Source organism: Acinetobacter sp. P1(2025), from assembly GCF_051390655.1.
In the GTDB taxonomy this organism is placed as follows: Bacteria; Pseudomonadota; Gammaproteobacteria; order Pseudomonadales; family Moraxellaceae; genus Acinetobacter; species Acinetobacter junii.
This window is the reverse complement of record NZ_JBPKBJ010000088.1, coordinates 1-13,018: the sequence shown is the minus strand read 5'-3', so window position 1 is coordinate 13,018 and position 13,018 is coordinate 1. Positions and strand designations below refer to the sequence as shown.

The following is a 13,018-nucleotide window of genomic DNA, read 5'->3' as shown; positions in this document are numbered from 1 at the left end:
CTGGCTACACGTTATCGAAATAGGCGTAAACGCATGGGTTTACGTCTGAATTTAATTGCTGCAATTTACAACATGGAGTTGGTTGAAAAATGATTTTTGCAAGAGGTCTAATGACTGTGAGTTTATGGATTATATAAATGATGACAGCAGCTCTATAACTCGCTTAGGTATTTTCACCATCTCTGGATCCGTAAATAGCAAAGTAATATCATCGGCAGATTCTGCACGTTACGAGACCTCATTAAAGAACTTCAAAATCATTCCACCAAGTGATTCGAGTATTACTTTCAATGGTGACTTTGTCAGTAAATACAACCAAGCCACTACTCAATATCAAATCAAAGAAATGGTACTAAGTGTATTTGATGATGAAACCAAAAAAACGCAACAGTTGATGATTAATAATTATCAACTCAATGTGAATAATCTTATGCTTACTGCACTAGGGAATATTCAAGGTACTCCTGAAAGTAAATTTTTCTCAGTCAATTTCAAAAGTGATGTCAGATTTGAAAATGATACAGATAAAATAGCTTTCTATCCTAATTTTGCTGAAATTATGATTGAAGACACTGACAATATAAAAAATACAATTAAGATTTCAAACACGAGCAATTACAAGGCTTTAATCAGTGCATATGCAGATGGCATAACAGTAACAGGATTCCCTAAAACAGTTGAATGGGATGAACTCAATTAACTTTAAATAATTGTCTTTTCGATCAAGCCCTACATGTTAGGGCTTTTTTTATGCGCATCAAGAATATGTTATTTATTACTATTTCCTTAGTCTCATCGAGAACATATCATTCCTTCATCGCTCCCAGTACGAAACCAATAGGTAAAAGAAATGGCAAATCATTTTGAATTCAACATTCGCGTTTATATTGAAGATACAGATGCAGGCGGTATCGTCTATCATGCCAATCATATCCGCTATATGGAGCGTACTCGAACAGAATGGCTAAGAGCAGCTGGCGTTGATCATTATTGGCACCAAGAGAATTACAACTTTGTGGTTCACCAAATTCAGGTCAAATATGTACGTCCAATATTAATGGATGATTTAATTACCGTTACAGCACGTGTTATTTCGTGTAAAGCCGCATCTTTTGTGTTGCAACAAAATATTTATCGTGGTGAAATCTTGCTGGCTTCAGGTGAGGTTACGTTGGCATGTTTGAATAAAGACATGATGCCACGTCGACTTCCTGACGAAATTCGTGATCTGATTCAAAAAGAATTAGCACAGGACTAAAAATAAACTTTCGGCACTTAACTTATGGCAACAAATTTAGAATCTTCTCTGCATATCTCTGACCTGATTTTACAAGCAAGCCCTGTCGTACAATTGGTGATGCTGATCTTATTACTCGCTTCTATTTATAGCTGGTATTTGATTGCAAAATTGCATATGGGTTTCAAAAAAGCAGAACAGGATGACGAGCATTTTCAAAAAATGTTTTGGTCAGGTGCCGAATTAAATACGCTCTATAATAATGCCCAATTAAACTCAAAGCGTCGTGGTCTTGAAGATATTTTCTATCAGGGCTTAGGTGAGTTTTTAAAATTACAGAAACGCAAAGCTGATACTACACAAACTATTGAAGGTACAGAGCGTATTCTTCGTGTAGGTTTAAGTAGAGATCAAGGTGGCTTAGAAGTTGGTCTTGGCTCTTTAGCTAGTATCGGCTCAGTTGCTCCTTATATCGGTTTGTTCGGAACTGTTTGGGGGATTATGAACGCATTCATCGGTTTAGCAGCAGTTGATCAGGTTACATTAGCCACGGTTGCACCAGGTATTGCCGAAGCACTAATCGCAACTGCTATTGGTTTGTTTGCAGCGATACCCGCTGTACTTGCGTTTAACCATTTTACCGCTAAAGGTGAAAGTATCTATTCTGACCGCGCCCTATTTGCTGAGGAAATGATTGCACTTCTACAACGTCAATCAATTGGAACGACACAGGAAGATGCATAATGGCAATTCAGCGATCTGGACGTTTCGAGCGCATCAAAAAACCACTTAAAAGTGACATGAATGTCGTCCCTTATATTGATGTAATGTTAGTGTTATTGGTCATTTTCATGGTAACTGCACCGATGATTACCAGTGGCATAAAAGTTGATTTACCTCAAGCCAATAATCATCCAATTGAATCTAAAGATATGCCAGCGATGGTGACGATTGGTAAAGATGGCAATATCTATTTGCAGTATGAAGATTACAAAGACAGTGAACCACTAACGCTCGAACAACTTGAAACTGTTTTAGCGAAGGCACAACAACAAGCCGAGCAAAATAATAAACAACTTACTGTTCTCGTGAATGGTGAAAAATCACGCCCTTATGGTGAAGTTGTATCACTGATGGCAAGCCTACAAGAAGCAGGTTTAACACAAGTGGGTTTACTGACAGAGCCTTTAAAATAAGTTATGAAAAATATTCACGAGCCACCATTTAAGCAAAACGCTATCGCACTTGGCTTCACATTTGGAGTTCATGCGATTGCTATTGTAGGCTTACTCTTTTTAGGTTTAAGTAAACCGCCTGAACCTCCTAAGAAACTGACGACTGTCTTAGTAAAACCTGAAGACTTTCAACCACCCTTAGCTAAAGAGGTTGAACAGGAAACAACTTCGGAAAATCAGGCTAAAGAAATATTAAGTCCAATTGTTGATAATACTCAACCTGAAAATATCCCTATTACACCTCCAACACCTACCCCTCAACAACTTGCTGCAGAGAAAGAGAAACAAGAGCAAGCACAACAGGCGAAATTAGCTGAACAAAAACGTAAGAGTGAAGAAGCTGCTCAAGCGAAGCAAGTAGAACAGCAAAGAAAAGCTGCTGAAGCATTAGCAGCAAAACAACGATCTGAAGCAGAAGCAAAGACAACTGCTGAAGCTAAGCGTAAGACTGATCTAAAAGAAGAAGCTGATGCAAAAGCACGCCAAAAAGCTGAACAGGATGCTAAATTAGCACAACAAAAAGCTGCCGAGAACGCAAAGCTAAAAGCCCAACAAGATGCAAAACGTAAAGCTGATGCTGAAGCTAAGGCAAAAGCGAACGCTGATGCTAAACGTAAAGCTGAAGTAGATGCCAAACGCAAAGCAGAGGCTGATGCGAAGGCAAAAGCTGAGGCGGAAGCTAAACGCAAAGCTGATGCGGAAGCCAAGGCAAAAGCGAATGCTGATGCTAAACGTAAAGCCGATGCAGATGCAAAAGCTAAAGCCGACGCAGATGCTAAACGTAAAGCTGATGCAAAAGCGAAGACAGAAGCTGATGCAAAGGCTAAAGCGGAGACTGACGCTAAACGTAAAGCCGATGCAGAAGCTAAAGCTAAAGCAGATGCGGAGGAAGCAAAAGCTTCTGCTGCAAAAAAAGCCGAGCAAGAAGCTGCTCAGAAAAAAGCTGAAGCTAAAAAAATTGCCTCAACAGCTAAGCGTGATTTTGAGAACAAAATCAAACGTGCATGGAATATTCCATTAAGCTCATCTGGTCAAAAAGCTACAGCTCGGGTCACACTGAATGATAGTGGTGCAGTTATGTCTGTGATTGTTAATTCTTCTGATCCCGACATGAAAGCTAGTATTGAAGCAGCAGTTCGTGCAGCCGCTCCCTATCCAATGCCTGAAGATCCTGATGCTCGACGTGAAGCAAGAAGCTTTACTTCAAGTTTTACTGCAAAATAGTAATGAATAGTTAACGTTACATGCTTTTAATAGCACAAAGCATGTAACTATGCTAAATAATTCAACAGCCACAAAAATACGAACGCAAGTAATTGTAACTATGGATAAGACTCGTAAGCACCTCATCTCTCTAGCAGTATTTACTGCAATTAGCGCAGCAATCCCTGTTTCTGCATTTGCACAGCTTCATTTAGAAATTGCAAAAGCACCAGAACAAGCGCCTAAAATTGCTATCATCCCTTTTACAAATGACAATGCAATTTATCCAATTGTTGAAAATGATTTAAATCGCTCAGGTCGCTTTACAAGTGCATCAAAGAATCTACCTGCATCGGCTGCATTAAATCAAATTCAAGCGGCAGATTGGCAAAATGCTGGTGTTCCATATGTTGTTGTTGGGCAAATCAAACCTATTGATGCAAATTCATTTGAAGTTCACTATCAACTTTATGACGTACAAAAACAGCAATATCTCTTGAATGAGGTTTTAACTGTACCGAGTTCACGTATTCGTCAAGCTGGACATATGATCAGTGATGCAATTTACCAAGCATTAACTGGTATCGCAGGTGATTTTAGTGGTCGTATCGCATACGTACTTCGTAATCAAGCAACACCCGCTCAACGCTATACATTACAAATTGCAGATACTGATGGTGAACAGCCTAAAACGGTCTTGTCATCACGTGATCCAATTTTGTCACCAACATGGTCACCAGATGCAAAGAAAATTGCGTATGTTTCATTTGAAACGAAACGCCCTGCTATTTACTTACAAGATTTAGCAACAGGTCAACGGGAAGTTCTAGCAAGTTTTAGAGGGCTCAATGGAGCACCAAGCTTCTCTCCTGATGGGCAATCCATGTTATTTACTGCGTCTATGCATGGTAATCCCGAAATTTATCAAATGAATCTAAATACGCGCCAAGTTAAGCGTATGACAAATGATTCTGCAATTGATACCGAAGCACGCTATGCACCTGACGGCAAGTCATTTATCTTCACCTCAGATCGTGGTGGTTCTCCACAAATATATCGCTACAGTTTTGATGATGGTTCTGTAAAACGTTTGACATTTAGAGGTGCATTTAACGCACGTGGCACACTGAGTGCTGATGGTAAAAAGATTGCTTTAGTACACCGCCCTAGCGGAAGTAGTTATAAAGTTGCGTTACAAGATATCAATACAGGTATTACCAATATTTTGACACCAACAAGCTTAGACGAATCGCCAAGTTTCTCACCTAATGGGCAAATGGTTGTATACGCAACTCGTGAAGGTAGTCGAGGTCTTTTATCAATCATGTCTACTGATGGTCGTTTCCGTATGAATTTACCAAGTGAGCAAGGTGAAGTGCGCGAACCAGCTTGGGCACCGAAATAAATTTTATTAATTGGAGAACTTCATGAATATTAAATATCTTACACTTCCTTTAATCGCGGCAACACTTGTATTTACTGGATGTGCAAGCCGTAAACCTGCTTCTGAAATTACCACAGGCAATACACCAAATGGTTCCACAACAGTAAATACAACAGGATTGAGTGAAGATGCTGCATTGAATGCACAAAATCTTGCAGGTGCATCTTCTAAAGGCGTTACTGCGGCAAATAAAGCATTCTTGGCTAAACGTGTTGTTCACTTCGACTATGACAGCAGTGACCTATCAAATGAAGACTATCAAACACTTCAAGCTCATGCACAGTTTCTAGTCGCAAATGCAAACTCTAAAGTTGCACTTACAGGCCATACTGATGAGCGTGGTACTCGTGAGTACAACATGGCTTTAGGTGAGCGTCGTGCAAAAGCAGTTGAGAGTTTCTTGATCACCAATGGTGTGAATCCACAGCAACTCGAAGCAGTAAGCTATGGTAAAGAAGCACCAGTCAATACTGGACATGATGAAGCAGCTTGGAAAGAAAATCGTCGCGTTGAAATTAACTACGAAGCTGTCCCACCATTATTGAAATAAACTTACAAATAAAAAAGCTCACTAACAGTGAGCTTTTTTATTTCTTAATCATTTCGCGAAGTCTGCTGATTATCATGATCTGATTGCATCGACTCAATCAAATCATGTTTATTAAACTCTTTATATTCAGGTTTTGCTTCGTACTCTTTCCAAGCATCTTTGACATTTTCTTTAGAAATTTGTTCTAAACTAATCGGTTCGCTTGGCGTGGGAGTTGCATCAAAATTTTTGGTTGTCATCGTTGTTCTCCAAACCTCCTGTTTAGTATGCAATCAACATAGCATGTAATCTGATTCTTGTAATCATAAAAGCAACATAAATAAAGTAAGATAATTTTTATTTTGGGGCGTTCTCATCTAGAATAGCGAAAATATTTTTATCAACTTTTGACTCGGCTAAATTGGAGCTATTTAATATGTCAAACCAGACCTTATCCCAATACTTAGAACAACAACATGGGAATTTGACACCTGAGTTGGCACAAGTCATCGAAACGATTGCAAACACTTGTAAGACAATTGATCAAGCACTTCAAAAAGGCGCTCTAGCAGGAATATTAGGTAGTGCTGAAAATGAAAATGTGCAGGGTGAAACACAAAAGAAATTAGATGTGATTTCAAATGATTATTTAATCGATGCTTTGAAGTCACACCCACAAGTCGGTGGCTTGGCTTCTGAAGAATTAGATGATTTCACGCCAGCACAAGAAAACGGTAAATATCTCGTACTTTTTGATCCTTTAGATGGTTCAAGCAACATTGATATTAATATGTGTGTGGGTACAATTTTCTCGATTTTACCTGCAAAAAATGCGGTAACTCAATCTGCTGACTTTATGCAAGCAGGTACAGAACAAGTCGCTGCAGGCTATGTACTTTACGGACCATCAACCATGTTGGCATTAACAGTTGGTGCAGGTGTTGTGTTCTTTACTTTAGATCCAAATACAGAAACATATTTATTAACGACAGAGAGCGTACAAGTTTCTTCAGACACTCAAGAGTTTGCAATTAATGCATCAAATCAACGTCATTGGGAAAATCCTGTAAAACGTTATATTGATGAACTCTTAGCTGGAAAAACATCTGTACGTGAAAAAGATTTTAATATGCGTTGGGTTGCATGTATGGTTGGGGATATTCATCGCATTTTATGCCGCGGTGGTATCTTCTTATATCCTTACGATTTGAAAGATCCTAAAAAAGCAGGTCGTTTACGTTTAATGTATGAGGCGAATCCTATGAGCATGTTAATTGAGCAAGCAGGCGGAGCTTCAACGACAGGTCGTGTTCGCATCATGGATATTCAACCAACTGAGTTACATCAACGTGTACCTGTTATCATTGGTTCGAAAAATGAAGTTGAACTTGTAACTAGCTATCATTAATCTCTCTTAAAACTCAGAGCATCATAGACTTATGATGCTCTTTTGGACAATTTATTTATGGCTGTTATCTTTCTAGAATCAAAAGACAATGCAAAAATCAAACATTTGCGTGGTTTAATCGAGTTAAATAGTGCTCGAAAAAAACATCAACAAACTGTTCTAGAAGGTACACATCTCTGTTTATCTTGGTTACAACAACAAAGAAAAATTTTTTCTTTATTTACAACTGAGCAAGCTTTGGATCATCCTGAGCTGCAAGAAATTATTGAAATACATCAAGGTCATATTTTCATTATAAGTGAAGTACTTTACAAAGATTTGAGTACATTAGGGAATACCCTACCTTGCTTAGCGATTGTTGATCTTCCAAAAACCTCGCAAACCATCGATTTCAAAGCAGATACTTTAATCTTAGAAAATGTTCAAGATCCTGGAAATGTCGGGACATTGCTTCGTTCAGCAGCCGCGGCGAATATAAAACAAATCATTTGCACCCAAGGTTCAGCTTCTCTTTGGTCTCCACGTGTGTTGCGTGCAGGTATGGGCGCTCACTTTAGTGTTAACTGTTTTGAAAATTTTCAGTTAACCGACATTCTTCCAAAATTTGAAATCCCTGTTTTTGTAACTAGCTCGCACCGATCAACAAGCCTTTATTCAAAAAATTTAACTCAGGCCTGTGTCTGGATCTTAGGAAATGAAGGTCAAGGTGTCTCTGATTATGCACTTGAGCATGCAGAAGCTGTCACCATCCCACAACCTGGTGGTCAAGAGTCTCTAAATGTCGCGATTGCTGGATCAATCTGCTTTTTTGAAATGGTCCGCCAACGTCAATAAAACGTTAATTTACTTTAAATGCGCTTTATTTGCGGAAAAAATCAATTACACTGCTAAAATAATTGCTTAAGTTGTCAACGCATTCACCATTTTCAACGTTATATAGATAATGAATTGATAATAATGGTGGGTATCCATGACAGGATTTTCCATCTCTATGGATTTAGCACCTAAACAGGCTCAAACCGATAGCGGTACACATACAGGTACTGTTGAACAACGTCTTCGCTTTTTTATGCAAGACGTTACAGGTCGTGCGCTTGTAATGATGGAAAGTGCAACACAAGGTCAACAAGGCATTGCTATGGATTTAGTGCAAGAAGCATTTATCTCATTGCACAAATCATATTCAGATAAAACAGTGGATGAATGGTATCCCCTGTTTTACACTATTCTAAACAATAAATTACAAGACTGGAGACGGAAAGAAGCACGCAGAGCAAGCCCTTTCTCTTTGTTTAAAAAAATTAGTATAGATGATGACGAAGAACTAATTGATGTAGTTGATGAATCAACACCCAATCCATTCGAATTTCTAAATCAAGAAGTAACAATGGAAGAAATTCAGGATGCAATTCATAAATTACCTGTTCGTCAACAACAAGCATTCATGTTAAGAGCATGGGAAGGATTTGACACGATCACTACAGCTCAAATCATGGATTGTAGCGAAGGTAGTGTAAAAACCCACTATCACCGTGCAATACAAGGACTCAGAATCGCTTTAGAGCATTTAAATCCACATTCGGGAGGTTCATCAGATGAATAAAGATGAGTTCACCAAACAAGTGACTTCCAAACTAGACCAACTAGCAAAAGAACAGCATCATAATAAAATGCTGGTCATGAATCATGTTTTAGATACGGTCCAAAAGAAACCGACATCTTACTACAGTATTTGGAAAATGACTGGTTTTGCTTTGGCCGCTGCAATTACAGGTATTGTAGTTTTACCAAACTCAATAGATTTAGCAGATAAGCCACAAAATCAAGTAATCGTAAATCCAAAACTTTCACCACAAATGGTCGAAGATATGGAAATGTTAATGGCGTTTGGCGAGGATCGAGTTCCACATGGCAGCTAAAAAGTTAGCACTTGTTGTGTGTACGTTAGGCTTATTGCAAACAAGTTTTGCAAGTTCAGAACGTTTTTGGGTTTTTTCAAAACCAAATAAACCGACAACAGAAGAAACGTGGGAAGATCTATCACCTGAAGAGCAGCAACTCTTAATTAAACGCTATCAAACATTGAAAGAAATACCAACCAACCAAAGCACGCAACTACAACAGCGTATGGAGTGGTTTACGCAGCTACCTGAAGATGAAAAGCAAAAAATGCGTGATGTGTGGCAGAAAATGAATACTCAAGAACGCAATACCTTGCGTAAAAGAATGCAGAATGCCAGTATTGAAGAGCGCGTATCAATCAGAGAAGAATATCTAAGTAAATATGCAGAACATTAAAAATTATTTTAACATATAAAAAAATAGCGCCTTAAGGCGCTATTTTTTATCTTTTATTTTCTAAAACGACGGTAAGCTAATAAACCTATTAAGCCAAATATTGAAAACACTCCAATACTTCCGCCACCATTGTTACTTGCATTACGCGTATCATCAGTAGTTGTCGCTGTGCTAATAACACTTACTGTAGCAGTATTAGAAATAGCACCATCAGCATCATATACCTGATAATTGAATGAATAGTTAAATGGGTTGAATGTATTAGATTCCTTAATATAAATATTGCCACCGTAACATGTTTCTTTTTGATCAGGTTCTGGACATGCACCTTGGCGATCAGCAGTCACAACTAAATTTTTTGTTGGAACATTAGACAATCGTATTGGTAATTCAATCCCATCAGCATTTCTCCAAAATTGAGGTTTATTCGGCTCTTTATCAGGACCTTTACCACCCTCACCAGTATCACCAAAATCATTAGATAATTTTAATAAATCTAATGAAACAGTTTGATTCTGCTGATATTTTAGTGTCACAGATGTATTTTTAGCCTCAGGAGGTACATTAACAAATGCCGCTTTGATCAAACCTGAAGACTTAATATTAGAATCAGCTCTCGATTGAATCGTATATTTACAGAAAATCTTATCACCCGCTTGAGTGATCGTATCATCCTTTCTGTAGAAAATAATTTGTTCAAGATCGCTGTTCCATTCACAAACTAGATTCGGTTTATCCGTTTCATCGATGTTCGTGATCGTATCATTAATTTGCCCCTTTCCTAGAGCTTCTGTAGTAACAATGTAGTTCTCGTTATTGAAAAACTGTAATCTGTGACTGCCATCACTCAATACAATCTCTTGAGGAATAGGCAATTGATATCGGCTTAAATCGATATAAATTGCTCGATAATGTAAATTATTATTTAAACTTTCATTTAATTTCTTAAATTTTTCTAAATTATATTTATCTGATGTCAAGAATAATGAACTATCTGGATTTCTAATAAGAAATTCAAATCTTTCAATTTGTGCTTTATAACTTTCAGCTAGTTGTTTGATAGATGTATTCGATAAATCTTCCAAATCACCAGCTGTTAATTTCATTAATTCAACAGAACCAATATCACAACTATTGCGCGCATTAGGATCATAGAACAAAGTACCATCAACAATACGAGCTATTCCTCTTTGATCTTTGGCTCCACAGTTATCATTCTCAGCCGAACTTACATCCACTAGATCTGTTGTCGTTTTATTATTATTTGGATAATACAGTGGCATAAATGCCGTACTCTCAGACGCAGGTTGTAAACTACTTAATAATGTTCGCAAATTAGTGATATTACTTATATCTAAGTTTGTATGTTTCCCCTCTGGTATCACCTCTTTAGGCAAATCGCATTTATTTGATCCAGTTAGTGTAAGTGCATTGTAATCTAGGAATATTTGAGCTGATTTTTCCTCTGATGCAGGACCAAGTAAATAACGGCAAGCATAACTACTTGAATTATGTGATAAGATATTGAAACTTAATAATTTCAAACCAATTTTATCATACAAAAAAATTGTATTAGCTTGGTTTTCAACAATTGTGTTACTCATTAACTCGAGGCTACTAGCATTACTTAAAATACTAGATGTGTTATTAGTCGTATTACCTGCTTGAGTATCTCCAGTAAACTTCAACACAGTACCATTTGTAGAATTACTGGTATTTTTCGCAATTGTATTAGTGCTTAAATTAACAGTTGGCTCTCCACAAAAATTAAAAATACTAGCAGAATTTATTGAACCATTTTTAATTACACTACTTGATGATAGATTTATTTTACGTTGGGAATATACATTATCGTTGAAGCAACTCATTCCCAAGACACTACCTTCTGGGGAGACGTTATTTTCGATCACTGAATTCGAAATAGTTAAACCTGTAGTGGGACCAGCAAGGAAAATAGCACCACCAGAAATACCAGCTTGCGATGACAATATCTGTACATTTTGCAAACTAATATCTGCACCTGCATAAATCGCTGCACCACGATCATTTGTTTTGCCATTTCGAAGCATCAAATTATTCAGTGTTAATGCTTTAGAACCAATTGCTGTATTAAAAATTCGAGAAGCATTATTTCCATCAATAATGGTCTTATTTTCAGTTTGCGCTGGATATTGATTGGTAATTAGACTTCTCTTTTCCCAATCTACTGGTGCTGCACCATAAATCACAACATTAACATTAGGAACCAGCTCTTGCTTTAAGACATATATACCAGCTTCTAACTGAATTTGTTTTCTAGTAGCAGATGAAATATCAGATACTGTGCAGCCGCCGTAGTTTCTCCTAATTTCAGCGGCTTTTAGAGCTTCACGCAATGAACATGCGTTATTGTTCTCACCATCTTCGTCAACGAACGTATTAACTTTAATAACATCATTACTTGTAGCAGCGAATAATGGCATCGTTGCAACGATCATCGTTGCTAGAATTCCTTTTTTATAATTTTTCATCTCAATCAAATCCCTTTATCAAGCTTTAAATCTTCGGAAACCAATTAATCCTAATAACATTAGAATTGACGTTAATCCTAAACTACCACCAGAAACGTTTACTGTTTTACTTTCAAAATTATTTGGTGGATCTTGAACGATCGTTGTAGGAATGGTGATGTAATAATTTGAAACATCGTTGAAACGTGTGGTCGTTGTAATAATACGCAAATTGAATTTGTCTGCACCATGCCAATTGCCGTTAGGTGTATAAACAATATTGCCAAATTGATCAATTGTGAGCTTGCCTTTTGAAGGTGTTAATGTTTGCTGAACTTCTAGACATCCAGGCTGCCAATTTTGACCATCAGAACGTTTTCCTAATATACGCTCACATGATGCAGAATCTAACAGCTCACCATCTAATAGACTTTCACTAATATTAAATTTAGCAACTTGCCCGTATAGAATATCTTGACCTGCAATTGGAACTTCAGCTCTATTAACTATCAGCTCTATTGCACCTAAATCACAAAGCTCATCATACCCACTTCTATTTTTACCACGCTGATCACTTGCTTCACAACTTGCTAAACCGATAGAAGTCCCATCACTGTATATTCTTCCTTTATTAACAATTAAGGAATCGGATAAAGTTGAATAGGAGGTCAATAATCTTGGTTTAAAAAAGCCAAGTAGTTGATCTTTGGGAGTTGTAAATGGACATAGTAGACCATCTGCAGGAGGTGCATCACATATATCTTTTTCAACACTGTCACCCGCAATTAATTTATGCTTTAGATTATTTTTATCCCACATAAAATTTGGTCGTTCAGCAGGTGCATGTAAATTACAGTCTGATGTTGTCAGCGTACTTTGAACGACTGACTCATCATCGGATGATGTAACACAATTTATAGCACCGTTATCAACAATTATACTATTTGATACAAATGCACTTGGAAATTTTTCTTCTGTAGTTGTCTCCCCAGTTGTTGTCTTGGAGGTCCATTTGGGTGCTTGCAAATATAATCCAGCAGCGTTTTTAATCATTGTTATATTATTAACCTCTGTACACGACAAATTTCATAGGGCCCTTGTCCTATCAGGCTTTTTCTTTCTTAAAATTGCGAGCACTTTCTTAAATTCTTCTTTTTTTCCAAAACCAATCAAAC

At 37.4% G+C, this 13,018-nt stretch carries 13 protein-coding genes and 3 pseudogenes; 13 read left to right on the top strand and 3 right to left on the bottom strand.

Going from position 1 to position 13,018, the window contains the following annotated elements:
• The 8 genes and pseudogenes from ACSC97_RS16005 to pal form a co-directional block, all read left to right on the top strand.
• Positions 1–93: pseudogene (locus ACSC97_RS16005) on the top strand (IS5/IS1182 family transposase); the annotation flags it as partial.
• 16 nt (positions 94–109) lie between these two features.
• Positions 110–700, top strand: a pseudogene (locus ACSC97_RS16000) (hypothetical protein); the annotation flags it as partial.
• A gap of 150 nt (positions 701–850) precedes the next feature.
• Positions 851–1,258, top strand: a complete 408-nt coding sequence (gene ybgC / locus ACSC97_RS15995) for a tol-pal system-associated acyl-CoA thioesterase (RefSeq protein WP_436661919.1) — start codon at positions 851–853, stop codon at positions 1,256–1,258.
• 24 nt (positions 1,259–1,282) lie between these two features.
• Complete coding sequence (gene tolQ, locus ACSC97_RS15990; protein WP_004913568.1) at positions 1,283–1,981, top strand: protein TolQ; 699 nt, start codon at positions 1,283–1,285, stop codon at positions 1,979–1,981.
• On the top strand, positions 1,981–2,433 hold the full coding sequence (tolR, locus tag ACSC97_RS15985; RefSeq protein ID WP_125298402.1) for a protein TolR: 453 nt from the start codon (positions 1,981–1,983) through the stop codon (positions 2,431–2,433). The genes tolQ and tolR overlap by 1 nt, the downstream gene beginning before the upstream one ends.
• Before the next feature lie 3 nt (positions 2,434–2,436).
• Positions 2,437–3,696: a cell envelope integrity protein TolA gene (tolA, locus tag ACSC97_RS15980; protein ID WP_436661916.1), complete on the top strand. Its 1,260-nt coding sequence runs from the start codon at positions 2,437–2,439 to the stop codon at positions 3,694–3,696.
• A 100-nt stretch (positions 3,697–3,796) separates the two neighbouring features.
• Complete coding sequence (tolB, locus tag ACSC97_RS15975; RefSeq protein ID WP_035338630.1) at positions 3,797–5,080, top strand: Tol-Pal system beta propeller repeat protein TolB; 1,284 nt, start codon at positions 3,797–3,799, stop codon at positions 5,078–5,080.
• A 22-nt stretch (positions 5,081–5,102) separates the two neighbouring features.
• Positions 5,103–5,669, top strand: a complete 567-nt coding sequence (gene pal, locus ACSC97_RS15970) for a peptidoglycan-associated lipoprotein Pal (protein WP_416700229.1) — start codon at positions 5,103–5,105, stop codon at positions 5,667–5,669.
• Positions 5,670–5,713: 44 nt separating this feature from the next.
• Here pal and ACSC97_RS15965 read toward each other — a convergent pair whose 3' ends face one another.
• Positions 5,714–5,908 carry an NF038105 family protein gene (locus tag ACSC97_RS15965; protein WP_004913584.1) on the bottom strand — a complete coding sequence of 65 codons (195 nt, stop codon included), beginning with the start codon at positions 5,906–5,908 and terminating at the stop codon, positions 5,714–5,716.
• Between the two features lie 176 nt (positions 5,909–6,084).
• On the opposite strand from ACSC97_RS15965, the gene ACSC97_RS15960 reads away from it, so the two are divergent.
• The 5 genes from ACSC97_RS15960 to ACSC97_RS15940 all read left to right on the top strand — a co-directional run bounded on the left by ACSC97_RS15960 (position 6,085) and on the right by ACSC97_RS15940 (position 9,354).
• The gene (locus ACSC97_RS15960; protein ID WP_436661914.1) at positions 6,085–7,056 is read left to right on the top strand and encodes a class 1 fructose-bisphosphatase; all 972 of its coding nucleotides are present in this window, start codon (positions 6,085–6,087) and stop codon (positions 7,054–7,056) included.
• Between the two features lie 57 nt (positions 7,057–7,113).
• Positions 7,114–7,890, top strand: coding sequence for a TrmH family RNA methyltransferase (locus ACSC97_RS15955; RefSeq protein ID WP_436661912.1), 777 nt, complete (start codon positions 7,114–7,116; stop codon positions 7,888–7,890).
• Between the two features lie 157 nt (positions 7,891–8,047).
• Complete coding sequence (locus ACSC97_RS15950; RefSeq protein WP_039047271.1) at positions 8,048–8,659, top strand: RNA polymerase sigma factor; 612 nt, start codon at positions 8,048–8,050, stop codon at positions 8,657–8,659.
• Positions 8,652–8,975, top strand: coding sequence for a hypothetical protein (locus ACSC97_RS15945; RefSeq protein WP_004913595.1), 324 nt, complete (start codon positions 8,652–8,654; stop codon positions 8,973–8,975). The genes ACSC97_RS15950 and ACSC97_RS15945 overlap by 8 nt, the downstream gene beginning before the upstream one ends.
• On the top strand, positions 8,965–9,354 hold the full coding sequence (locus ACSC97_RS15940; protein ID WP_075696271.1) for a DUF3106 domain-containing protein: 390 nt from the start codon (positions 8,965–8,967) through the stop codon (positions 9,352–9,354). Before ACSC97_RS15945 ends, ACSC97_RS15940 begins: the two co-directional genes overlap by 11 nt.
• 53 nt (positions 9,355–9,407) lie before the next feature.
• Here ACSC97_RS15940 and ACSC97_RS15935 read toward each other — a convergent pair whose 3' ends face one another.
• Together ACSC97_RS15935 and rbtA are read right to left on the bottom strand one after the other, a co-directional pair.
• A complete protein-coding gene (locus ACSC97_RS15935; protein ID WP_436661909.1) occupies positions 9,408–11,864 on the bottom strand; it encodes a CSLREA domain-containing protein in 2,457 nt (818 codons plus the stop codon).
• An 18-nt stretch (positions 11,865–11,882) separates the two neighbouring features.
• Positions 11,883–12,911: pseudogene (gene rbtA / locus ACSC97_RS15930) on the bottom strand (rhombotarget A); the annotation flags it as partial.
• Positions 12,912–13,018: the final 107 nt, after the last annotated feature.